General features: G+C 65.8%; 17 protein-coding genes. 4 read left to right on the top strand and 13 right to left on the bottom strand.

The window, feature by feature from the left end; all coding sequences use genetic code 11:
- Nucleotides 1–239 precede the first annotated feature (239 nt).
- From cas2e to PHI64_RS10325, 13 genes are all read right to left on the bottom strand, one after another.
- On the bottom strand, nt 240–536 hold the full coding sequence (gene cas2e, locus PHI64_RS10385) for a type I-E CRISPR-associated endoribonuclease Cas2e (protein ID WP_299882324.1): 297 nt from the start codon (nt 534–536) through the stop codon (nt 240–242).
- On the bottom strand, nt 517–1,443 hold the full coding sequence (gene cas1e, locus PHI64_RS10380; protein WP_299882322.1) for a type I-E CRISPR-associated endonuclease Cas1e: 927 nt from the start codon (nt 1,441–1,443) through the stop codon (nt 517–519). The genes cas2e and cas1e overlap by 20 nt, the downstream gene beginning before the upstream one ends.
- A 4-nt stretch (nt 1,444–1,447) precedes the next feature.
- Nucleotides 1,448–2,074: a type I-E CRISPR-associated protein Cas6/Cse3/CasE gene (cas6e, locus tag PHI64_RS10375; RefSeq protein ID WP_299882320.1), complete on the bottom strand. Its 627-nt coding sequence runs from the start codon at nt 2,072–2,074 to the stop codon at nt 1,448–1,450.
- Nucleotides 2,061–2,711: a type I-E CRISPR-associated protein Cas5/CasD gene (gene cas5e, locus PHI64_RS10370; RefSeq protein ID WP_299882318.1), complete on the bottom strand. Its 651-nt coding sequence runs from the start codon at nt 2,709–2,711 to the stop codon at nt 2,061–2,063. The genes cas6e and cas5e overlap by 14 nt, the downstream gene beginning before the upstream one ends.
- 1 nt (nt 2,712) lies before the next feature.
- Complete coding sequence (gene cas7e, locus PHI64_RS10365) at nt 2,713–3,858, bottom strand: type I-E CRISPR-associated protein Cas7/Cse4/CasC (protein ID WP_299882316.1); 1,146 nt, start codon at nt 3,856–3,858, stop codon at nt 2,713–2,715.
- A 15-nt stretch (nt 3,859–3,873) separates the two neighbouring features.
- The gene (gene casB, locus PHI64_RS10360) at nt 3,874–4,470 is read right to left on the bottom strand and encodes a type I-E CRISPR-associated protein Cse2/CasB (RefSeq protein WP_299882314.1); all 597 of its coding nucleotides are present in this window, start codon (nt 4,468–4,470) and stop codon (nt 3,874–3,876) included.
- Nucleotides 4,467–6,074, bottom strand: a complete 1,608-nt coding sequence (gene casA, locus PHI64_RS10355) for a type I-E CRISPR-associated protein Cse1/CasA (protein WP_299882312.1) — start codon at nt 6,072–6,074, stop codon at nt 4,467–4,469. Before casA ends, casB begins: the two co-directional genes overlap by 4 nt.
- On the bottom strand, nt 6,074–8,767 hold the full coding sequence (cas3, locus tag PHI64_RS10350; protein ID WP_299882310.1) for a CRISPR-associated helicase Cas3': 2,694 nt from the start codon (nt 8,765–8,767) through the stop codon (nt 6,074–6,076). The genes casA and cas3 overlap by 1 nt, the downstream gene beginning before the upstream one ends.
- A 71-nt stretch (nt 8,768–8,838) precedes the next feature.
- Complete coding sequence (locus PHI64_RS10345; RefSeq protein WP_299882308.1) at nt 8,839–9,900, bottom strand: WYL domain-containing protein; 1,062 nt, start codon at nt 9,898–9,900, stop codon at nt 8,839–8,841.
- A 163-nt stretch (nt 9,901–10,063) separates the two neighbouring features.
- On the bottom strand, nt 10,064–10,585 hold the full coding sequence (locus PHI64_RS10340; RefSeq protein ID WP_299882306.1) for an LEA type 2 family protein: 522 nt from the start codon (nt 10,583–10,585) through the stop codon (nt 10,064–10,066).
- 4 nt (nt 10,586–10,589) lie between these two features.
- Nucleotides 10,590–11,477, bottom strand: coding sequence for an NAD(P)-dependent oxidoreductase (locus PHI64_RS10335; protein ID WP_299882304.1), 888 nt, complete (start codon nt 11,475–11,477; stop codon nt 10,590–10,592).
- A 1-nt stretch (nt 11,478) separates the two neighbouring features.
- Complete coding sequence (locus PHI64_RS10330) at nt 11,479–12,351, bottom strand: NAD(P)-dependent oxidoreductase (RefSeq protein ID WP_299882302.1); 873 nt, start codon at nt 12,349–12,351, stop codon at nt 11,479–11,481.
- Between the two features lie 75 nt (nt 12,352–12,426).
- Nucleotides 12,427–13,557, bottom strand: a complete 1,131-nt coding sequence (locus PHI64_RS10325) for a PQQ-dependent sugar dehydrogenase (protein WP_299882300.1) — start codon at nt 13,555–13,557, stop codon at nt 12,427–12,429.
- A 135-nt stretch (nt 13,558–13,692) separates the two neighbouring features.
- On the opposite strand from PHI64_RS10325, the gene ybiB reads away from it, so the two are divergent.
- The 4 genes from ybiB to PHI64_RS10305 all read left to right on the top strand — a co-directional run bounded on the left by ybiB (nt 13,693) and on the right by PHI64_RS10305 (nt 24,608).
- Nucleotides 13,693–14,619, top strand: a complete 927-nt coding sequence (gene ybiB, locus PHI64_RS10320) for a DNA-binding protein YbiB (RefSeq protein WP_299882298.1) — start codon at nt 13,693–13,695, stop codon at nt 14,617–14,619.
- Nucleotides 14,620–14,770: 151 nt separating this feature from the next.
- Nucleotides 14,771–15,568 carry a caspase family protein gene (locus PHI64_RS10315; RefSeq protein WP_299882296.1) on the top strand — a complete coding sequence of 266 codons (798 nt, stop codon included), beginning with the start codon at nt 14,771–14,773 and terminating at the stop codon, nt 15,566–15,568.
- A 91-nt stretch (nt 15,569–15,659) separates the two neighbouring features.
- A complete protein-coding gene (locus PHI64_RS10310; protein WP_299882294.1) occupies nt 15,660–21,698 on the top strand; it encodes a CHAT domain-containing protein in 6,039 nt (2,012 codons plus the stop codon).
- Nucleotides 21,699–21,875: 177 nt separating this feature from the next.
- Nucleotides 21,876–24,608, top strand: coding sequence for a nitrate reductase (locus PHI64_RS10305; RefSeq protein ID WP_299882292.1), 2,733 nt, complete (start codon nt 21,876–21,878; stop codon nt 24,606–24,608).
- Nucleotides 24,609–24,620: the final 12 nt, after the last annotated feature.

Below are 24,620 nucleotides of genomic sequence, written 5' to 3'. Positions count from 1 at the left end.
TTCATCCCCACGCCCGTGGGGAACACACAAAGACCACCGGCACCAGGCGGCTGATTCTCGGTTCATCCCCACGCCCGTGGGGAACACACGCAGGCTCAAAGCGAGAGGGCGCAGTAAGCCGGTTCATCCCCACGCCCGTGGGGAACACACTTCCTCTATCCCCATGAAAAAACACGGAAATATCAGAGACCGGAATTCTACCGAGAAAACACTACGACATTGGAATTGTCAGGAGCAGTTCAGAGTTTTTCTTCTCGAGGCTCCGGGAAGAAGCTGACCAGACGTACGCCATCCCAGTCAGCAGGGGTGCGGCGGTTTGCGCCAAGGGTTTCGAATTCGAAGCCGGCTTCGTTGTTCATCTGCCAGGCGATCACGGCATTGCCGTCCTCGATGCCGGACTTCACTTGATCCCAGATATGTTCGCGGACACGTCTGGAGTAAGTTCCAACATACACACCTGCGCGGATCTCAAGCAACCATACCGCGAGCCGGCCTCGCAGGCGAGGTGGTGCATTCTCAAGAACGATGACCAGCATCGCCAATCTTCTCTGCGTCAGGAAAGGCCGGGCCTACTGCATCCTGCGAGGCCTCCGGCCGGGATATCTCGCCAGCGGCGAGGATCACCTCGATGTCGGGAATGATGCGTTCAAGGAGCTTGGTCTGCCGAAACACGTCACGGCAGGCAAGCCTTACAGCGCGCTCGGGATTCGGCGGCTTGTCCGACGCGATCTTGAAAGCAACCGGGACAACCGTGTCGAATTTGTAGATATCAGCTACGTCATAAACAAACGACAGGGGCTTTCCGGTATGAATAAAGCCCACCGCAGGGGCGTAGCCTGCCGCCAGCACGGCTGCTTCGGTCACACCATAGAGCGCGGCCGTGGCTGATGAGAGGCAGCGGTTGGGTAGATCAGAAACGTCCCAGCTTTCGGGGTTGTAGTCTCTCCCTCGCCACTCAACCCCGAACTTGCGGGCCAGCAACTGGTAGGTCTTGCGGACTCGGATACCTTCAATGCCGCGCAACTGCTCAACGCTGCGCCGTGCGGGGGGCTCCTCGCCAAAGCGCAGCGCGTACATCTTTCTGACAACCTTCAGGCGCAGGGTTTCGTCCAGCGCAAGTTTCGCTTGGTAGAGCAATCTGTCAGCCCGGGCGCCCCCAGGCTGACCAGATGAATACAGACGAACGCCAGCCTCCCCTACCCAGACCAGCAAGGTGCCCACCCGAGCGGCCAAGGCTGCGGCCATATGAGAAACCCGTGTTCCGGGCTCCAGCATGATGCACGCGACGCCACCAACGGGAATGTGAGTGAGTACGGGCCGAACCCGGAAACCCTGCTGATCGACAACAACAAACGCCCCGTCCACGACATCGATCTCGCCCTTCTCGACAAAAACGATGGACAGACGCTCCTTGATAGGAATGGGCTTGAGTGGCGGCAGCATCTGTTCAGCTCTGCAGCGGTGCGATGGAGAGAAGCCCTAACCCAAGCGCCTTGGCGTGGCCCAGCCCATTGATCAGCACTTCATGTACCTTGCCGACATCCTCCACCGTCAGAACGCCATCGAAGCGCACTGTATCCACAGTCATCCGATGCCCACTGCGGGATTGTTTGACGGTCAGGCGGGATGATCCGGTAACAACAGATTCCCGCAGGGCAAAGCCATTGCGCTCTGCCTGACGGCTCAACCACTCGCGCTGCGCCTCTTCACCGACCAAACCATAACGTTTGCCAGCCCGAGTCACTGTCGGGTTGGCGAGAAGGCGAAACGAGTAATGCCGTCCGCGCCGCAGCAAGGCGTCGAGTACGACCTCCTTCTGGCCCGCCAACCGATAGCCTTCGAGATTCTCGATAGCCTCCCAATTGCCCGGCTGGGCCGACTGGATCAGAACCGTCGCAGCACCCACGGCGCCTTGACCAGCATCGGCTTCAAGACGCCACAGGAATCGCCTAGGCGGGCTTGTTTCATTGTCAGCAAAAAACCTCACCAAGGTCCGGTGCAGTTGATAGGCGTCGGACAGATCACGCCGAACGTGGGCAAATGCACCATCCAGAACAAGCTTAGCGAGGAACATCAATGACCTCCGGCAAAACAAAGCGTGGTCCGAACCGCCGCAGCGCGAAAGGCGCTATCGGTTGATCCAGGCGTACAGCGCCCTCATGAGCATGCTCAAGGATCAGACGCAAGCGCCGCCCCGGATACTCCTGCAACGGTTTGGCAATCAGCGGATGGCTAGCCAGAGCCTGCTTCAGATCGCTTTCCACGAGGCCATCCTGCAGCCACACAGATTCACCTGGTGGAAAGCTCTTGCGGCCGAGACACAAGGGCCACACCGGATGTCTGAGCGCATCCTGAATGCGGGCGAGGAGATCCCTGTCAGCGCCTTCCAAGCCAACCAGGAAGGCCGCATCGGCAAGGTAGTAGCGGGGGCTCACCACGGTACGTTTCAGATCAGGCTTACCCGTCGCGATCATGACCCCTGTTGCTGTCTGGTAATCCCGCATCAGCACACCCTCCCGGTCTACCCTCACGCCCATGCGCAAGCTCGCCAGATCATCCACCGGCTCCGCTCTGTCTCGCCCAAGGGCCGCGCAGATCAGGCCGAGCACCCCCGACTTGGAGGGCTCAAGCTGCGAGTCCCGCTCGTCGAACCGGCTGGTTGTACCCCAGGACTGCATGAACCCAGACAGACGCAATAGCAGCGTCGCCATCTCAAGCCTCCAGCCTGGCGGTCACCTGCTCCTGCAGCCAGTGGGCCAGGCCATCCAGGCTGTGCTGCGCCTCGCCCTTGGTGGTCGGCCACGCGCCGGTAAGGTCCAGGTAGGCCCAGGCATCCTGGCCATCACCGTAGAATCCGCTCACCTTGTCGTCGTAGTCCGACATCGCCCTGACTGAGAGCGTGCTTAGAGGAAGCTGATGGTCGGGCCAGACCGGCCTTTCGAATGCGTTGGCGAGGTTGATGGGGCTTGAGCAGCGCAAGGTGACACCCACGAATGCAGGCGGATTGTGCGCGGCAAAAGTGTTCTGCTTTCCAGTGGGAATGGCCAGTGCAATCGCCCTGGCAAAAGCTGACAGGCCTGTCAGCGCGAGGTCAGCGTCCTGCTGCAGATTCGCGACCAGCTTGGTCACGTCAATCACCGCATAGCGGTAAAAGGTGGCGGAATTGAACTCGATTTGGCCGATCATTCCGGCACCGCTCTCGTCCGGATCGCCCTTGTCATCCACGGCGGTGAAATAGTCGAACTCCCGCTCGACCCGGTGTGTGCTGATTGCGTGGGCCACCTGGCAAGCCGCGTCCTGGTTCACCTCGGGGAGATCCGCCAGCATGCGGCCGAACAAGGCCACATCTACCGCCTTGCCCCCATCGAGCAAAGCTTTGGCTTTCTTCTGGACTTCAGCGGGGGCACTGGCCTTGGTCTCCTTTTTGGTCTTTTTCTCGGTAGCTGGCGCCGCACTCGTCCCGAGTTCGTCCCAGAACTCATTGACCAGTCCCGCAAAACCTTCCACCTCCTTTTCGCCCAGGAAGAGCAGGTACTCGGTTCGGCCGTCATCCTTGACCTTGAGGCCCGCAGCGCCCAATGCCGCCTCGACTCTGGAGCGGGCGTCCGTCCGTCCCAGAGCAGCGAGGCGATCTTCAACCAGCTGAACGAGCTTCTTGGTCCGAACCCCCAGAAACTCGGCAGGGATAGCAGCCTTATCTTTGGCCAGGAGGCGAATGGCTCGCTTGAAGCACTGGCTGCTTACTCTCGCCCGCCGATAGCCGCCAAACAGCGCATCCTTGGGAGCGCCGGTGTCGTCACGATTGAGGTTTGACGGGGCAAAATTCTGAATAAGATGGAATTCAACAAAGAGGGACATGGCGGCTTTACCAGATCAGGAGTGGTTAAGGGAGTTGGCGGAGTCTTCGGTCGATGCGGCCGAACCGAGGGGCAGCGCCGTGGCACGATAAAAATCCTGCGCCCAGCGCTGCCTCAATTTGTCCAGGCGCTCCAGCTCTCGGGTATCGAGCCAGACGGCCAAGTCGTTCAGCAAGCGGACGTAGTCGAAGGAAAGATCATCCGCCGCGAGCAAAGAGGCGGCCTGCCTGAGGTGTGCAGGAAGGCTTTGTGCGTCTGCTGACAAGAGCGCGATGAAGCGACGCTCAATACCATCGCTCTTCTGGCTGCTCTTTCGCTGCTCGCTGAGCCGGCCGTAGGCCGAGGCAAAGCTGTTCCCCTTTCGATGCAGGGGGTACAGAGCAAAGAGGCCTGCGATGAGATATAGCGCCCTGCGATACGCGTCCTGGGCATGGCGGGCACCGGCAAAGCGCTCCACATAGGGGAATGCACCGACATATGCGCCTGGCTCATGGCTCAAGCTGCGCCGCAATTCGGCCATGGCGCCCCGATTCGACTTGGCAAGTTCAAGAAGATGATTGACGAATGTCTCGCCATGGCTTGGGCTTTGTACTGGCGTGGATGAGTCGATCACGAATGAACCTCCTGGTCGGGCTTGGGTTGAGTTTGGAACGAGGATGAAGAAGACGGGACAGGCCCTGCTGAGCCATCACTGGTCTCGTTGCGCAATTCCCGCAACAATCGATCAAGCTTCCACCGATGGAGGGCTTCAGCGCGCAGGGCGACTGACGAGGTACCCATGCTCCGGCTCACGGCATCCCATGCTGAGAGGGAAGCCGCCAACAGGACTTGCCGCCAGACAGCATCGGCCTCATCCAGCGCGTCCTCGCGGATATGGCTCATCAGATCGGGCAAGGCGCGCTCGGCAGCGGAAAAGAAGGTTGCCTCGCAGGGCCCGCAATCCACAGTTATTCGGGCACGGGAACGGGTGTCTTTGTTACCCGGATCAGCCAGGGTCTCCGCCACCATATCCACCGCCATGCCCCGAAGCCGGTGAAAACTCTCTTCGGCCTGACCTAGCAGAGTACGCAGAAACTGGGCGCTATCGGGCTCGGACAACACTATGGCCGGCAGCGCAAAGCGCTCTGATCGCCAACGCAGCAGCTTCGCTTGATCACTCGCCAATCCGGCAACGAGTACAGGAAGATGGGCACGTCGATTCCCCACGGCACGCTGGAGATTGGCCGCCCACCCAAGCACAGCGGCAGGACTGGCGTGCTTGCCCAAGGGGTCCGCCAGCAGGCTTGGCAGATCACGCCACAGTGCCCGCCCTTCGCTGAAGGACAAGCGCACAAGACCATTTGTGCCCATCCGGTAGCTCGCCATGGGGTCCGGCGCCTGCGCGTCGTCCTCCAAGGCCAAGCCGGCTGCAAAGCGGATCACCCGAACCGCGCACCGGGGCCCTTCGGGCTCCAGCAACACGGCACGGGACAGGCGGGTGTAACGATCATTGGGCCCAGTTGCCAAGCGGGCATCCGCACTGAGGTCAAGGACGCTGGGGGCGGGCTGCTCCCACGCGGGCAGATCGTTCTCGCTACGCCCGTCGATCCCGTGGAGCCCCAGACAAAGGGTCTGGCAGAGATTGCCTCCCATTGGAACGGCAGCTGCGGTATTTGCCAGGGCACCGGCCTTATCCGCACCACGGATCACTTTTACAAGCCCACCCGGAGTGAACTGGAGGAAGCCCAACAGGTACCGCAAGGCCAGAGCCGCTTCTATCACAGAGGGGGCCCCATCCACCGAGTGGTCGAAGAGCACAGGGGTATTGCCACTGGCCCGATCCAGGGCGATCTGCGTCCACGGCTTGGTTTTGCTCCGGGTTTCCTCACAATGGGCCAGCGCAGCGACCTGCATGAAGGGCACTTCCGGGTGAAACAACCAGAAACGCTCCCGCCATTTCTCCAGGTAATCGCGCATGACATCCACGGGCAGCCCGTCCCGATACCACTGAGCCCTATCCTTGTCGCGCCAAGTACCCAGAGCCATGAAAAGAGCACGGTTGGTTACCGCCAGCAACAGGCGATGCAGTGCAACGAGACTTGGCGGCGAGGTCTCCGCAAGTGCCGTAATCTCTCCCAGTCGATCAAACAAAGCCAGCAAACCCACGTCCTCGACTGCGTCGGAAGTCAGGCGCACGGGAATCCAGGGCTCGTCCAGCAGATTAAAACAGGTACTCATCATTCTTCCTCGGCTGTGACAGGGGAAAAAACGGTGTCAGGGGTTTCCAGAACGAGACCCAGCACGGGGTCCAGACGCACGATCAGATTGCCCAGTTCGACGCAGCCATTCACCAACCTAAGCGGCTTCATGTCCCGCAATAGAGGATGCGACTCAAAGGCCGGTGGGGCAGTCTCCGCCCCCAACGCGGCAACAATCGCCTTGCGGCTGATCTTCATCTGTCGGGCATACAGGGCGCGAGCGACGGTATCGCTGACCGGTTGCTGTGGATCGATGGGGATTTCGCTACCTTTTATCTGCCACCCGTCAGAAACAACCTGAACGGGAATCACCGAGATGCCATCGTCACCCAGGCGAGTGCGATTCTCGATGCCCAGATCATTGCCGTCCTCACTGCCATGGGGCTTGCCGATATACGCATCCTGGGGTTCGAGGTTTGCGTCGATGGCGGCATTGAGCGCTTGTTGGGCCTCATACCGAACCTTGGCGTAGAACTCGCCGTAATCGCCCTCCTCGATGCGTTTTCGGTCTGAAGCAGGCAGATCTTCCGGTAGCTCAACATTATCGTCATACACCCTTTGGACCAGACGATCGATGTCTCCGGGCAACTGCCATTCCGGCTCGATGGCGGCCAGAGCCCAGGTACGGCCCAGGATGTAAGGGTCATAGACGTACTTCCAACGGGTCTCTTCCAGTTCAGGAAAGTGCCCGCGGATCAATCCGGCTACAAAGAACCTTGGGTGGAGATGAGCCTCGGGCCGAGCCCGCTCGTGACGGTGCAAGCGCCCGGCGCGCTGCAACAGCAGGTCGATAGGCGCCAGATCGGAAATCAGGAAATCCAGATCGATGTCCAAGCTCTGCTCTGCCACCTGGGTGGCGATCAGCAAAGCCCGAGATGGCCGTACTCCACCCTGCCCGAAGGTGGTCAATACCTGCCTCTCCCGTTCGCCCCGCTCATCGGCGGGATAACGGGCGTGGAACAGGATCAGCTCAGAGGGGGGCAAGGTTCCTGCCAGGGCGGTGTACAAGGCCTGCGCCCGGGCGACGGTGTTGACGATGATGCCGCCGCAACCACCCTCCGCCATTAGCGCACGGGCCTTGTCAGCGATGGCATCAATGGACTCTTCGATACCCGACACCTGGATGGGCGGCAGCGGTCGTGCCCCAAAGCATGCACCCTTGGCCCCGCCATTGTCGGCCAGCATGACTCTAGGGTAGCCGAGCCCTTCCACAGGTGCCGGATCCACGCCCCAGGCGTTCAGCAACTCCTTGCGGCGCTTGCCGGGAAGCGTGGCACTCATCAGCACAACGGAGCACCCCAGGGCCTTCAGCCAGCGCAGCAACGCGGCAATCAGTCCACTGGTATAGGTGTCATAGGCATGGACCTCGTCCAGCACCACCACCCGATTGGCCAGCCCCCACAAGCGCACAAAGTGGTGCTTGACATTGAGCGTCGCAAACAGCGCCTGATCAACGGTCCCGACACCATAGGGGGAGATCAGCGCTCGCCGACGCTGGGCGAACCAGGCCGACGAGGCGACGCTGTCATCGGTCCTCCCAAAAACGCCCCGCAACCGCACAATGCGTTCATCAAGCATCGCGCCACCGTGGGCGAGCTGGATATCGAGCCTCGCCCCCCCGGAGAACGCCCGGAGAAAGCGCAGGGTTCGGTCGAACATGGCATTGCCCGTAGCCTGAGTCGGCAAGGCCACATACAGTCCGCGGTGCTGGTTTGCAGCCTGAAGGCGCAAGTGTGCCAGCATGGCCAGCTCTGTTTTGCCTTCCCCCATGGGCGCTTCGACCAGCAACAAGGTGGGCCCATGGGCCTGGGCCAGGAGCCGATCACCGACCTCCTGCAGAGACCGTGCATACATGGGCTGGTCTGAACCGACGATACGACCAAGCAGTTCGTCCGTGCTATGCGGTGCATCCAGAAGTGCGGCAAAACCTGGCCAGCCGATGTCATCCAAAGCCGACTCGGCAAGCCTGAGAGACGCTTCGAAATGGGCAGTCAGGGAGTCGCCCCGCTCCTCCGCTGTGAAGTAGGCCTCGTTCGACCCGATCCAGTCCGCCACGCTGGTCAGCCCCGCCAGCCAGGCCACCGACGGAAGAGACAAGGTATCCACAGACGGAGCGCCCTGGGGGTCGAGGGCGGCCCAATAGGCCTCAAAGACCTCACGTCTGGCGAGCTTCCAGGCCTTGCCCTCTTTGGGCGGATGAGCCGCGTCGATCTCCCGCCTGATGAAATTGAAGCCGTGGTGGGCGCTGATCGCCTGGAGCACGGCGTCCACCCACTGGGGGTCAGCACCGGTTCGCTCGACCAGGGGGTCATACAGCAGCGCAGCAGTGGCACAGGCATGATCGGTCACCGCCTTCAGGGAGAATGCGTCGAAGCTCAGTCCCGCCGCCTCATCGCGCAGCTGCCCCTCTGGCCACTTTGCCTGGAAACCGGCAATGCCCTTGCCAAAATCATGAAGCCCGACACAGCCAGCAATCCAGACATCTGCCCCGGGCACCGGAAGCCCAAGACACTCCGCCATGCGCGCACGGCTGCTAGGACTCTCCCTTCGCAAGATGGTGAGGGCAACCGCCGCCACGTCCAGCATGTGCGCCAGCAAACCATGCCCGAGGCCATCCGCACTCTTGGCCCATAAGGATCGGCTGGCCCTTTGAAGATCAGCAAAGCGTGTCATCGGAACTCCGAATGGATGAACTCGATACAGCCGATTCTGAAGGTGAGCAGGCTCACCGGATGAGCTCGAACTCAGACGGTTCCGCACCGTCTTTGCATTACCGCAATCTCTTCAGCCACCACTGCCCGCAGTGATTCCGGCCCAAGCACCTGGCAATGACGGCCGTGCTTGAGGATGTCCATCAACAGTTCCCGATGGTCGGCGTAGGGCACTTCGAGCAGGTAGTGACCGTCACGCTCATGCCATCCTTTCTGCTCCGGATGCCAGTGTTCGTTGGCAACCCAACGAGCACGCTCGGGACTGAAGCAAAGACGCGCAACCTGAAGTCGATTGCCCGCGAAGATTCCGTAGCCGGGACCTAGCACTGCGCTGATGGCCTCGTCAGACACATCCTTGGCCGCCCAGTCCAGCAATTGGACTTCGCGGAGGCTATCTACGGCGAAATTGCGCAACTCATCGCGGAGATGGCACCACGCGAGCAGATGCCAGTTTTCCCTGTAGTGGACGAGGCGCTGGGGCGAGATCTCTCGTTCGCTCTCTTCCCCACTGCTGCGCGCGAAATAGCGGATTCGCAGGCGCCTGCGCCGCAACAGCGCCACACCGATGTTCTCGAAATGCGCCAGCTTCAGGCTTCGCTTGCCAACGCCGATGATCATCACCCGCCGACGAATCTCTTCGGAGGGGTCGTCAGCCGCACCCAGCATGGTGTTGAGACGAACCATCAGTGGCTCGACGTGGGGTGAAATCAAGCCGCCCGGATCGAGATTGGCGAGGAGGTGCTGCATCGTCAAGATGGCATGGATTTCCTTGTCGGAGAACCACATGCTTGGCACTGAAATCGGCGTACCGGAACTCTGCGAGGCATCCAACCGGTAACCACCCCGGTCCCGATCCCAGATGATCGGGGTGTTCATGTTGTCGCGGAGAAAGGCAATGTCCCGCTTCAACGTAGCAGGAGAGACTTCGAGCGTTTCCAGCAGCGTCTGCCGGGAAACCAGCCGTCGTTCGGACAACATCGTGTTGATACGGGTGATGCGATCAAGCTGGCTCATCGAATGGTAGGGATAGCACTGCGTCGGCGAATGTGGCCGCCAGGAAGCCAGGGACATGCGGTAGAGATACGGCTCCAGCATCTCACTTCCTGCTCATCGCAGCAGTGAAGTGTTCCACTCGAATCTCAGCCGCTGCGCTGACTCCCCAATCCTTCTATGCCATCCGAACACGGACAAAGAACCGTAGAAGCGCGAGCCGGCGCCGGGCGTCCTACGACGGCTCTCTGCCGATGAGCACCCGCCCCTAAAAGCGCTCTGTCGGTGGTGCGCTCTCCCGGCGCCCGGTCTCGCCAAAGCCCTTGGGCACGCCCACCTCACCCGTCTGATCGAAATCGAAACCACCAAAACTGCCGGTCACCAGGCGGCCGCGGAGGCGGTATTCCACCTTGTCCCGCATTTTGGAAAGCTCCCGGAACTGCCGCAGCAGGCGGGGCAGGCTGGTGGTGGCGGTCACTTCCACCAGCCCCTCGCCGAGGCGGGGGATGAGCACCGGCTTGTTGCTGACCCCGGTGGCGAACTGCTGGCCGTTGAGATCAACGCGGAAAGTGAGGCCTTCGATGGGGATCTCGACGCTGTTCGGGTTGGTCACCCGCAGGTTGAGCACGAAGCGCTGTTCGAGCAGGTTGGCATCCAGGGGGCGGATGTCCACCACAGTCACCTCGGGCTTCTTCATGCCGAACTGCAAGCCGGCACAGCCCCCCAGCACGGTGAGCCCGAGGCCAGTGAGGAGCGTAGCGGCGACGCGGCGACGTAAGGCTGACTTCATCTGATTACTCCTTGTCGGCACCGGGCCACTGCCCGGGCTCCAGCATCCGCAGCAGGCTGGCCGTGTCGTCCCGCCCGCAGCCCATTGCCATCAGCGCGTTGAGTTGCTGCCAGGTCTGGGCGGCCACCGGCAGAGGGGCACCCAGCTGGCGGGCTTCTTCCATCAGGATCGCAAAGTCCTTGTGATGCAGGCGCGACTGGATACCGGCGGCAAAGTCGCGGCGGGCCATGCGGTCGCCCATCACGTCCAGTACCCGGGAGGCCGCCGAGCCGCCCATCAGCGCCTCGCGCACCTTGTGCAGATCCACCCCATGGGCGCCGGCCAGGCGCATGGCCTCGGCGCAGGCCTGAATGGCGTTGACCATGATCATCTGGTTGCAGGCCTTGGCCACCTGCCCGGCACCGGCGGGGCCGATGTGCACCACGGTCTTGCCCAGGCAGGCCAGCAGCGGCCGCACACGCGCCAGCACCGTGGCCTCGCCGCCGGCCATGATGGCCAGGGTGGCATCCCGCGCGCCGATCTCGCCCCCCGACACCGGAGCATCCAGCCAGCCGATGCCATTTTCGGCATAGCGGGCGGCCACCTTGCGGGCGGTGCCCGGGGCGATGGTGCTCATGTCCACGTGGATGCCGCCGGGGGCAAAGCCCTCGATCAGGCCCTGCGGCCCCAGGGCCAGGGCCTCCACGTCGGCGCTGGCGGTGACCACCGAGATCACCACCTCGCAGCTTTGCGCCAGCGCGGCCGGCGTGGCGCAAACCTGCGCGCCCAGGGCCGCCAGCGGGGCAACCGACTCGGGCCGCCGCGCCCATACCGCCAGCGCATGGCCGGCGGCAATCAGGTGCCCGGCCATGGGCCGGCCCATCACCCCCAGTCCGACAAATCCGACCTTCACCTCATTCCCCCGACAGGCTTTCCAGCAGCTTGAGGGCGGCCACCGAATCCTCCTCACCCAGGCCGCTACCCACCATGGCATTGAAGAGCTGGGCGGTGGCAGCACTGCTGGGCAGCATCAGCCCCAGGCGGTGGGCCTCCTGCATGACGATGTTCATGTCCTTCTGGTGCATCCAGGCCTTGAAGCCGGGCTTGAAGTTGCGGTCGAGCATGCGCTGGCCGTGGTTCTCGAGGATGCGGCTATAGGCAAAACCACCCAGCAGCGCCTCACGCACCTTGCCGGCATCCACGCCGCTCTTGCGCGCAAAGTTGAAGGCCTCGGCCACCGCCAGCACACCCACCCCGGTGAGGATCTGGTTGCAGGCCTTGGCCACCTGCCCGGCGCCCGGGCCGCCAATCAGAGTGGCCGCCTTGCCCATGCAGGCAAACAGGGGCTCGACCCGGGCAAAAGCCGTTGCGTCACCGCCCACCATGATGGTCAGGCCACCATTGATCGCCCCTACTTCACCGCCCGATACCGGCGCGTCGAGCATGGTTACGCCCTTCTCCAGCAGCCACGTCGAGATCGACTGGGCCGCCGCCGGGGCGATGGTGCTCATGTCCACGTAGATCAGGCCTGGGCGGGCGCCTTCAGCCACGCCGCCGTCCCCCAGGGCCACCTGCTCCACGTCGGCCGCATCGGCCACCATGGAGAACACCACGTCACAGCCCGCCGCCACCTCGGCGGCGCTGGTCGCGCCTATGGCTCCCGCTTCGAGCAGCGGCGCCATGGATTCGGCGCGGCGTGCCCACACGGTAAGATCGAAGCCGCCTTTGAGGATATTGAGGGCCATGGGCCGCCCCATGATGCCCAGACCGATGAAACCAACCTTCATGACGTGTCCCTGTTGCCGGAAAAAAGGAGCGAGCCTAGCCGCCGCCGGCCCCCAGCGCAATCGGGGCGCACCCGGTCAGCCGCCGTAGCTCACCCGGTAGATCGCCCCGGCCCGGTCGTCGCTGATCAGCAGCGATCCGTCGGGCAGCTCCAGCACATCCGCCGGCCGGCCCCACACGTCTTCGCGCCCGCTGGCATCCACCTGCAGCCAGCCGTCCACAAACACCTCCTGGCGGGCGCTCTTCCCCTGTTCGTCGGCAATCACCCGGACCACCCGGTAGCCGGACTTGCGACTGCGGTTCCACGAACCATGCTCGGCGATGAAGGCGTTATGCCGGTAGGCGGCGGGAAACTGGCTGCCCCGGTAGAAGCGCATCCCCAGGGCCGCCACATGCGCGCCCAGCTTTGCCACCGGTGGCGTAAAGGCGCCGCAGGCTCGGGACTTGCCAAACTCGGGGTCGGGCACGTCGCCCTGGTGGCAGAAGGGAAAACCGAAGTGCTCGCCCGGGCGGCCCAGGCGGTTGAGCTCGTCGGAGGGCAGCTCGTCGCCCAGCATGTCGCGGCCGTTGTCGGTGAACCACAGGGCCCCGTCCCGGGGGTGCCAGTCGAAGCCCACCGTGTTGCGCACCCCGCGGGCCACGATCTCGGCGCCACTGCCATCCGGGCGGATGCGCTGGATGGTGGAGAAGCCCTCGGCGTCCCGGTCGCACACATTGCAGGGCGCTCCCACGGGCACGTAGAGCCAGCCATCCGGGCCAAAGGCGATGAACTTCCAGCCGTGGTGGCGCTCCTGGGGAAACTGCTCCGTCACCACACGGGGGGTGGGGGGCTGGTTAAGTCGCGCCCCGACGCCATCCAGCGCCACGATGCGCGACACCCCGGACACAAACAGGCTGCCCGCCCGCCAGGCCACCCCCACCGGCTGGGTCAGCCCCCGGGCCAGCACATGCACCTTGCCGGCCCGGCCCTTGTCGATCTCCACGCCGTAGACCTGCCCGGCCTCGCGGCTACCCACGTACACCACGCCACGTCCATCCACAAAATCCCCCAGAGCCATGCCCCGGGCGTTGGGCACCTGGTCGGTGAGCACCTCGATGCGAAAGCCCGCCGGCACCCGCAGCCGCTCCACCGGCAGGCCCGCAGCCACCGCCACCGTCGCCGCCATGCTCAGTCCAAAGCCCAGACACCCCCTCCACCATCGCTTCATCACGCTGCTCCCTATCCGTTCAAAGTCCGCAGCCTGCCCCGGTCACGCCCTGGGCGCCACCCGCTGCAGCGTGTCTGTTGCGGCGCCGCATCCGCTACACTGGGCGCACTGTCCAACTCACTCCGCCGCCCCATCATGTCCTACGCCCCATTCATCAAGGAGATCGGCCGCGGGCCGAAAGGTTCTAAGCCCCTCAGCGTCGAGCAGGCCGAAGCGCTGTTCGGAGACATGATGGACGGCCGGGTGCACGATCTGGAGCTGGGCGCCATCATTCTGTCCATGCGCATCAAGGCGGAATCCCTGGACGAACTGCTGGGCTTCCAGCGCGCCCTGGATGTCCGCACCACGCCCGTCGTGGTTCCCCCCGGCCCCCGCCTGGTGGTGCTGCCCACCTACAACGGCGCCCGCCGCCAGGCCAACCTGATGCCCCTGCTGGCCCTGTTGCTGGCCCGGGAAGGTGTCCCCGTGCTGATCCAGGGCCGCCACGACTTCGACAGTCGGGTGAGCCCCTTCGAGTTACTCGATGCTCTGGACATCCATCCTGCGGCCAGCATCGCCGATGCCGAAGGGCAACTGGCCACCCGCCAGCTCGCCTGCCTGCCCCTCGACACCCTGGCCCCGGGCCTGGCGCCGCTGCTCGCCCTGCGCCCGCGCCTGGGCGTGCGCAACAGCGCCCACACCCTGGCCAAGCTCCTCGACCCCGCCCCCGGCCACAGCGTGCGCGTGGTCTCCATGACCCACCCGGAATACCTGGAGCGTATCCACACCCACCTGGTTGCCCAGGGCGGCGTCGCCATGCTGCTGCGGGGCACAGAAGGCGAAGCCTTTGCCAACCCGCGCCGCCGGCCCCGCCTGGAGGCCTTCATCCACGGTCAGGCCAGTGTGGCCTTCCCCGCCGAAGAGGGCGGCGCCCCGCCCATCGAGGGCCAGCCCGACAACCCGGAGGTGCAGGCCAACGCGGCCCTGATCCGTGCCATGCTCGAAGGCAGCCTGCCAGTACCCCAACCCATCCTCGACCAGGTCGCCGCCCTGCGCGACCTAAGCTTGGTGCCACGCGCCTGACAGGGCCAGGTCGGCGCGGCGCAGAAGCCGTTGACCTTTCAAGCACCGGTGCTTAAATCCATATTCCATAGCCCGGCCGCGTGCCGGGCCCCAGCGCCTCCGCCGGCTGCCGCGACAGCCCCCGGGGGCGGACACGAGAGGGAGACGGATCATGAGCAAGAAGGCGCTGTGCATCGGCATCAACGACTACCCCGGCACCCAGAACGACCTGTCAGGCTGCGTCAATGACGCCACCGACTGGGCAGCTGCCCTCACCACCCGGGGCTTCACCGTCACCCAACTCATTGATGCCCAGGCCACCAAGGCCGCCATGGTTGCCGGCATCGGCGGCCTGGTGAGTGGCGCCGCCAAGGGCGATACCCTGGTGATCACCTATTCCGGCCACGGCACCTGGGTGCCCGACCTCAACGGCGACGAGCCCGACGGCCGTGACGAAGGCCTGTGCCCCTGGGACATCGGCGCCGGCAAGGTACTGCTCGACGACGAGCTCGCCCCCCTCCTCGCCAACCGGGCCGCCGGTGTACGCGTGCTGCTGATCTCCGACAGCTGCCACTCGGGCAGCGTCACCCGCGGCGACAACGCCGACCTCGACGCCGGCATGCCCCGGGCCCGCTTCCTGCCGCCGGAAGTGTGGATGAAGGCCGAAGACCTGCCCGCCCCCAGGGCCGCCCGGCTGCCTGCCGTCGGCGGCCTGACCCGCAGCGGTGGTGACCTGCTGCTGGCTGGCTGCACCGACACCCAGTTCAGCTGGGACACCCGCTTCAAGAGCCGCCCCAACGGGGCCTTCACCTACTACGCCCTGAAAGCTCTGGCCGCCCTGCCCGCCAGCGCCACCTACCAGGACTGGTTCAAGAAGATCACCCCGGCCTACCTGCCCACCAACCAGTTGCCCCAGAACCCGCAGATCTTCGGCACGCGCACCGCCCGCGCCTGGAAGGTCTTCGCCTGAGCCCCCCGCCGGGGCCGGCGCCCACGTGCCGGCCCCGGCGGCCCTTGATCGCCATGCACCCGGGACGATCTGCCCCGCCGAGGACTCCGCCATGAGCAGCCCCATCCCCCGCCCCCTGTTCCGCCTGCCCCTCAGTCAGCAGGCACAGGACGACAAGCCCTCCCTGCCCGGTGTGCTTTCCATACCGGGCAGCCGCGCCGCCGACGGCAGGCCGGAGACGCTGCTCCCCAACGTCAGCGTCAAACGCAGCTGGACTCTCGCCCCCGCCAGCCGCAGCAGTGACGCCCCCGGGAGTGGAGCCCTGAGCGACGACACCGGCCTGCTGGCCCTCGAAGCCCAGGATGGCAGCACCGTCTTCATGCGCGCCGACGTACTCGCCGCCCAGCTCAGGCGCACCCGGCCTGAGCTGCTCGACCCGGACGGCGCCATCGATTTCGCCCGCTTTCGCGACACCACCACCACCCGTGGCGCCATGGACTGGATCTGGCGCAAGGTCAGCGAACTGGAGATCGGCCGGGACGAGATCATCGATGCTGCGCTGGAGCAGCTCCGCGACAAGCTTGAGGATAAAGCCGTCGACTGGGCCTCGCGCAAGGGCGCGAAAGCACTGATGGAGGCCATCGAGAGCCGCCTCGCCGGCCCGCCTGGCGTTTACGCCTGGCGCGGCGGCGAGCTGACTCCCGCCGACCGCTGCGCCGAGGGCAGCCCGCTGCTGGCTGCGGCCCTGGCCACCGGCCCGGCCCTGCTATTCATCCACGGTACAGGCTCCCACACCCTGAGCGGCTTTGGCGCGCTGCCGAGCAGCAAGGCCTGGCGGGAGATCGACGCCGCCTTCGGCGGCCGCATCTTCGGCTTCGAACACCGGACCTTTTCGGAAAGCCCCATCGACAACGCCTTGCGCCTGCTGCGCACCCTTCCCGACGACGCCCGCCTGCATCTCGTCACCCACTCCCGCGGGGGGCTGGTGGGCGACCTGCTGGCCCTCGACCCCCACGACCCGCAGTTGGACGACCTGATCGACCAATACACCCGCCCACCCCGCCCCGACGACGCCGAAGCCGAACGCCAGGACCCCGCCCTGAAGGCCGAACGCCTCAAGGGCGAAGCCCTCGAACAGGCCGCCCTGCGCGAGCTCGTCGGGCTGTTGAAGCAAAAGCGGCTGCGCATCGAACGCTACGTGCGGGTGGCCTGCCCGGCCCGGGGTACCGCCCTGCTCTCCGACAACCTCGATCTCTTCCTCAGCGGCCTGCTCAACGGCGTGCGCCGCTTCGGCGCCTGGGGTGCAGGGGCCCTGGTGGGGAGTGCCGCATCACCCATTGCCGGAGAGACGGCCAAACGCATCACCAACGAGGCTCTTCGCTTTCTCACCCGTGTTGTCCTGGAGATTGCCGACAAGCGCATCCAGCCCGGCGTGGTGCCGGGTATCGAAGCCATGCTGCCGGAAGCCCCCATCGGCACCCTGCTTGGCCGCGCCGCACTGGCACCCACGGTCCGGGTGGCTCTGATCACCGGGGACGTGGAGGGTGACCCCAACAGCTTCTTCCACCGGATCGGGGTGATGTTCGTGGACTGGGCCCTCTTCGACCGGGCCCGCAACGACCTGGTGGTGGACACCGACTCCATGTACGGCGGGCTGGCCAACCGGGCCCGCGATGTCCGCGCCATCTACGTACACGGCCCCCAGGTCAATCACTTCCGCTACTTCCGGGACGACGTGAAAAGCCGCAACGTGCCGCTGCCCACGGCCCTGCACCAGTGGCTGGTGGCCCCCGATCCGGACAAGCTCGAACCCTGGCAAGCCCTCGGCCTGCCTGAACTCGATACCGTGCGCCCGCGCCGGATAGGCCGGGGCGGCGGCGAAAGCCCCGCCGACAGCCTGCCGGTGGTGCTGTATGTGCCGGGCATCATGGGCTCCCACCTCAAGGCCGACAACCAGCGCGTGTGGCTCGCCCCCTTGGCCCTGGCCAGCGGCAAACTGACTCGCATCGCCATGGACAGCCGCCGCAGCGTCAGCCCTGACGGGCTGGTGGACCTGGCCTATGGCGAGCTGGCCGACTGGCTGGAAAGCAGTCACCGGGTCATCCGTTTCGACTACGACTGGCGCCAACCCATCCTGGATCTTGGCAAAACCCTGGCCGTCACCCTGCGCGAAGCCCTGTCAAAACACCCCAACCAACCGGTGCGCATCCTCGCCCACAGCATGGGCGGGCTGGTGACGCGCGCCGCCTTTGCCGCCGACCCCACCCTGTGGCGTGACATCGTCGCCCGCCCGGGCGGCCGCCTGCTGATGCTCGGCACCCCCAACAACGGTTCCCACCTCTTCGTCGAAACCTTGCTCGGACAGTCAGACACCATCCGCACCCTGGCCCGGGCCGACCTGCAGCACGACATGCAGGCCGTCCTCGATGTGGTGGCGGGCTTTCCCGGTGCGGTGCACCTGCTGCCTGCCCCGGGCTTCGTGGATACCGCCGGGGTTGCGGAACACGATTTCTACGCCGAGCAGACCTGGGCAGAGCTGGCCGCCCTCAACAACGACTTCTGGTTCGGCCGGCACCTGGCCGGGCGCCCGGCAAAGGCCACGCTCGAGAGCGCCGTCCACTTCTGGCAGGTGGTCTCCGACACCCGCTGGGTGCAAGAGGCACCGGAACGCATCGCCTACGTTTTCGGCCAGGCCGACAACACCCCCTGCGGCATCCTCATCCAGCGTGACGGCGACACGCCGGTAGGCGTCGCCCTGCGCGGCACCCCCAGCGGAGATGGCTCCGTCACCTGGAAATCCGGGCGCCTGACCGGCCTGCCCGAAGATCGCTACTGGTACATGCCCGCTGACCACATGGGCCTGACCAGCACCGAAAAGTACTTCAGCGAGATCCAGTCCCTGCTCGTCCAGGGCAGCGCCAGTCGCCTGGGGCGCCTGCCCGTCAGCCGCGGTGAGGCAGCGGCCGGGCGTCTCACCCGCTACCGGGGTGGTCCGCCGCCGGCCTACCCGACGCCCCTGGAACTCACCACCCGGGCCCTCGGCGGCCGGCCCAGGGTGCAAACCCGTGGCAGCCGTCGGGCGCTGGCCGTGTCGGTGCGGGCCATGGACCTGCGCTTCGTGCAGGTGCCGCTGATGTGCGGCCACTACCGGGGCGACCCGATCTCCGGCGCCGAGGCGGTCATCGATCGCTGGCTGGTGGGTGGCGCCCTGAGCCACCGCCAGCGCCTGGGCATCCACACCGGGGATCTGGGCAACGCCACCGTGGCCCTGGCACCGCGCAGCCGCGAAGAACGCCTGCGCGGCACCGGGCGCGGCGCGGTGGTAGTCGGGCTCGGCGAGATGGGCAAACTGTCGGCCGAAGGCGTCACCGAAGCCGTCCGCGCCGGTGCCCTGCGCTACCTGCTCCACGCCGCAGATCGCTACACCGAAGAAGCCATGGCCGACGGCACCCCCCAGGCCGACACGGAAATCGAGCTGAGCCTCGCCAGCCTGCTGATCGGCACTAACTCCGCCGCCCAGCTCGACGGCGCCGATGCGCTCAAGGCCATCGTACTGGGCGTGCTGCGGGCCAACCGGGAGTTCGCCGAAGGGGCCGTGGGCCGCGACGGCGCCCGCCGGGCGGTGATCACCCGGCTTGAGCTGGTCGAGGTTTACCGAGACGCCGCCCTCTCCGCCGCCCACGCCCTGCGCCGCCTCGACGAGGTGCTGGAGAGCGAGCTACAACGCCTCGAAACACGCCTGGACATCGCCGAAGAGCTTCAGACCGGCGAGGGCCTACGCCAACGCCTCAGCCTGACCCCCTTCGGCGACTACTGGCCGCGCCTGGCGGTCAGCGACGCCGACCGGGACGACGATGACTGCGGCAGCGCTGCGTTCGCGCCCACCCTGCGCAGCCCTGTTCCGCCGGAAACCCTGCGCCGCCTGCTCACCCTGTACGGCCGCCCGCCGCTGCCCGAAGACGCCCCGCTACCAGCCCTGGCAGGGCTTGACGGCGCCCCCGCGGTGCGCCACGCCCGGCGCCTGCGCTTCGTTTATATGGGGGAGAAGGCCCGCGCCGAATCCGTCATCCAGCAACGCCAGCCAGGCCTGGTGGAAACCCTGGTAGACACGACCCTGCGCGGCCCGGGCAGTACCCACTACTCACCGGACACCCGCTTTGGCAACACCCTCTTCCAACTGCTCGTACCCCTTGAGTTCAAGGCCGTCGCCCGCAAGACCAGCAACCTGATCCTGGTGGTGGATGAAGGCACCGCCAACCTGCCCTGGGAAATGCTGGAGGCCGACGGCAGACCCCTCATCCGCAGCATCCGGATGGTGCGTCAGTTCGCCACCACTGCCTTCCGCCGTGAGGTGATCCGCACCGACACCCTGAGTGCCTGCGTGATCGCCAATCCGAGCAGCGAGGGCTTTCATGCGCAGTTCGGCCCGCCGGGCTGGACGGCTACACCCAAGCCCGACGGCAGCGCGGGCTGTGACGAGCTCCCCAGTCTCGAGGAGGCCGCCCGGGAAGGCGAAGCCGTGGTCGCCGTGCTGGAAACCGCTGGCTACGACGTCAACCACGTCCCACCCGACGCCATGGCCACCCAGGTGTTCACCGGCCTCTTTGCCCGCCCCTGGCGGATCGTGGTGATCTGCGCCCACGGCATCTACGCCCGGCAGGCCCGGGACGGCAGCTGGCGCAGCGGCGTGGTGCTGTCCGACGGGCTGCTGCTGTCGGCCACCGAGATCGGCCTGATGGAGAACGTGCCCGACCTCGTCTATCTGAGCTGCTGCAACCTGGGCAAGGCCGGCATCCATGAGGGCGGTGGCAACCGCCTCGCCGCCAGTCTGGCCCGGGAGCTCATCGACATGGGCGTGCGCTGCGTGGTCGCCGCCGGCTGGGAGGTGCGCGACGACGCCGCCCGGACCTTCTCCGAGACCTTCTTCGGGCAGATGACGATTCACGGCGCGCGCTTCGGCGATGCCATCTTCAAGGCCCGCAACGCCACCTTCGACGCCCACCCGGACTGCAACACCTGGGGCGCCTACCAAGCCTACGGCGACCCTGCCTTCCAGCTGCGGCAGGCGCCCCGGGCAGAGCGGGACGACGCGCCCCTGCAGGCACCGGACGAGCTCATCGACTGGCTGGAGCAACGCCGGCTGGACTGCAGGCTGCCCGGTGGTGGCGGTGATTTCAAGACCCTGACTCGTCGGCTCAACGCCCGCCTGAACGCCGTTCCGTCCGCCTGGCAGGCCCGGCCCGACGTCCAGGCGGCCCTAGGGCGCCTCTACGCCGAGTACCAGGGCGCCGGCTTCGAGGCCGCCCGCAGCGCCCTGCTGCAGGCCGTCACCGCAGATTCGTCCCTGCACGCTGTTCCCATTGCCTGCATCGAGCTGCTCGCCAACATCGAGGCCCGGGAAGCTGTCCGCCGCAGCGAGACAGGTTCCCCCTCCGATCCGCAGCGCCTGGCCGAGGCCCGCACCTTGCTCGACACCGCCATCGGGCGACTCGAAGCCCTGCTGACCCACCTCGCCCCATCTACCCCCAACCCCGAACGTCAGTTCCTCCTCGGCAGCGCCCTCAAACGCAAGGCCCTGCTCGCCGCCCGCGGCAAGCAGGGCTGGGCAGAAGTTGCCCGACTGCTGGGCGAGGCCCGGCAAGCCTACGCCACCGGCGAGGGCGACCCGGCCACCCCCGGCTGGAACCCCTACGGGCGGATCAACCGCCTGCAGCTCGACGCCCTGCTCGGCCAGCCCGGCGCCATCGACGCTGACGTGGATATCTGCGTTACCGCCACGCGGGCACGCTTCCGGCAGAGCTTCGACTTCTTCGATGCCGTGATGCAGGCCGATGCCGCCCTCGCCCTGTGGCTGGGGGCAGATCACCCGCCCCCCGGCGCAGGCACCCCGGCCGACTACCTGCTGGGCATCTACCGGAATGCCATCCAACCCCTGGCCCCCCTGCCACGTGCCATCGATTCGGTCGTGTGCCAGCTCGACCTGCTATGCGAATTTCTTGCATGCCGGAAGCAGACCGGTGACACGGACAAGGCTGCGGTGTTGCGGGCGGTGGCAGAAGGCCTGAGCGGCCGACCCGGCACGGCCGAAGACAACACGGCTGTCACCAGAAAGCCGCGGCGACGCTCGGCAAGCACCAAGGCAAGCTCCTGAAAGCCGGGCCGGCCCCACCCCGGCCCATGCCCGCAGATGGTGCGTGCCCACCAGGCATGCACCATCCCCGCGCCGGCACACCCCGCCTTGGTGCAGTCAAAGCCCCAAAGGACGCCCGAACGGCCCTTCTGCTGCATGGCACAAGCCTTGCTAATTCCTGCCATCAGAGGAGTCGTGATGGCAGAAACCAAATCTACCTGTTGTTACTGCGGCGTCGGCTGTGGTGTTTTGATCGAACATGAAGCCGGGCGCATCATCGGCGTCAAGGGCGACCCGGACCATCCGGCCAACTTCGGCCGTTTGTGCACCAAGGGTTCGACCCTGCATCTGACCAGTGCCCCGGAAACCCTGATCGCCCGGGCGCTGCACCCCGAACTGCGCGATGACCGGGCCCAACCCCGCGAGCAGGTGAGCTGGGACGCGGCCCTGGACGCCGCCGCCGAGCGTTTCGCCGCCATCATTGCCCAGCACGGCCCCGATGCCGTCGCCGTGTATGGCGCCGGCCAGTTGCTGACCGAGGACTACTACGTCTTCAACAAGCTGGTGAAGGGCCTGATCGGCACCAACAACCTCGACACCAATTCCCGCCTGTGCATGTCCAGCGCCGTGGCCGGCTACAAGCTGAGCCTGGGTGCCGATGCGCCGCCTTGCAGCTATGAGGACATCGCCCACACCAGCGCCCTCTTCATCTCGGGGAGCAATACCGCCTTTGCCCACCCCATTGCCTTCCGCCGCATAGAGGACGCCCGCAAGGCCAATCCGGACATGCAACTGGTGGTCATCGACCCTCGCCGCACCGACACGGCCGAGGCCGCCGACCTGCACCTGCCCCTGCTGCCCGGCACCGACATCGCCCTCTATAACGCGATGCTCCATGTAATGCTGTGGGAAGGCTGGGTGAACCGGGACTATGTGGAAGCCCATACCGAGGGATTCGATGCCCTGAAGAGAACCGTCCGCGAATACACGCCGAGCATGGCGGCGGCGATCTGCGGCCTGGAGCGCAAGGCCATTGAGCAGGCGGCGCAGATCTTCGCCACCTCCCCGGCCACCCTGTCCATGTACTGCCAGGGGCTGAATCAGTACAGCTTCGGCACCCACAACAACTCGGCGCTGATCAACCTGCACCTGGCCACCGGCCAGATCGGGCGCCCCGGCGCCGGCCCTTTCTCCCTCACCGGCCAGCCCAACGCCATGGGGGGGCGCGAAGTGGGTGGCCTCGCCAATCTGCTCTCCGCCCACCGGGACATGGCCAACCCCCAGCACCGGGCCGAAGTCGCCGCCTTGTGGGGCGTGGAACAAGTCCCCGAGAAGCCGGGCAAGAGCGCCGTCGAGCTGTTCGAGGCGCTGCAGTCCGGCGAGGTCAAGGCGGTGTGGATCGCCTGCACCAACCCGGCCCAGTCCATGCCCGACCAGGCCCTGATCCACGACGCCCTGCAGAAGGCCGAGTTCGTCGTCGTTCAGGAAGCCTTCGGCCATACCGAAACCTGCGCTTACGCCGACCTGCTGCTCCCCGCCACCACCTGGGGCGAGAAGGAAGGCACCGTCACCAACTCGGAGCGAGCCATCAGCCGCGTCCGAGCCGCCGTGTCCGCGCCGGGTGAAGCCCGCCACGATTGGGCGATCGTGGTGGATTTCGCCCGGCGTCTGGGCATCCGCCTGGGCAAGGGCGAACTTGCCGCGCGGATGTTCCCCTATACCACCCCCGAGCAGATCTGGAACGAGCACCGGGAATCCACCCGCGGCCGCGATCTGGACATCACCGGCCTCAGCTACGCCCTGCTCGAAAACGCCGGCCCCCAGCAGTGGCCCTTCCCCGAAGGCGCCAGCCGGGGCAAGGTCCGGCTCTACGAAGACGGCATCTTCCCGACGCCTTCCGGCCGGGCCCGCTTCGTCGTCACCGAGCACCGCATCACCGCCGAATCGCCAAACGCCCGCTACCCCCTGCACCTCAACACCGGCCGCCTGCGTGACCAGTGGCATGGCATGAGCCGCACCGGCCTGGTCGCCCGCCTCTACAGCCACGAAGCCGAACCCCTGCTGCACATGCACAAGGACGACATGGAGCGGCGCGGCCTGGTGAGTGGTGATCTGGTGCAGGTGAAGAGCAAGCGCGGCGCCGTGGTGCTGAAGGTGGTCGAATCCGCCACCCTGCGCCCCGGCCAGACCTTCCTTCCCATGCACTGGGGGGGCAACACCATGGGCGGCCAGGGCGTCAACGTGCTGCTGCCACGCAATTTCGACCCCTCTTCCAAGCAGCCCGAACTCAAACACGCAGCCGTGCAGGTCGCCAAGTACACCGCCGGCAAGGCGCTGGTGGCCATGCGCCGCTCGGAGCCGGACGCTGACGGCCGCCTGCAACCCAACCCCCTGGATGTGATGGACAAGCTGCGCCGCTGGCTGCCGCACTTTCCCTACGCCAGCCTGACCCTGTCAGGACGCAATTCACCCGTGGTGGTGCTGAAGGCCCGCGGCGAGGAGCTCGCTCCTGCCCTGCTCGAAGCCCTGGACCGGGATCTGGCCCTGGACGACCCCACCCAGGTACTGTCCTATCAGGACAGCCGCAAGGACGTGGCCAAACGGGCGCGGGTGACGGGCGACTCCCTGAGTGCCGTGCGTCTGGCCGGAGAAACCAAGGCCGCCGAATGGCTGGCCGACATGATGGTACAAGGCCACTCCGCCGCTGCGGTGCGCCCCTGGCTGCTTGCCCCGCTGACCCAGCCACCCGCCGGGCAGGCGGCACGGGGCAAGGTGATCTGCAACTGCTTCGATGTGGCCGAAGACGACATCCTCGCCGCCTTCCGCAGCGGTGAATCCCTCGAAGCCCTGCAGACCCGCACCAAGTGCGGCACCAACTGCGGCTCCTGCCTGCCCGAGCTGAAGCGGCTTGGGCAAAGCGCGAAGCACTGAGAAGGAAGGGCA

The organism is Zoogloea sp. (assembly GCF_028689785.1).
Lineage (GTDB): Bacteria > Pseudomonadota > Gammaproteobacteria > Burkholderiales > Rhodocyclaceae > Zoogloea.
Note: the sequence above shows the minus strand (reverse complement) of the source record. Positions and strands in the feature narration are given on the sequence as shown.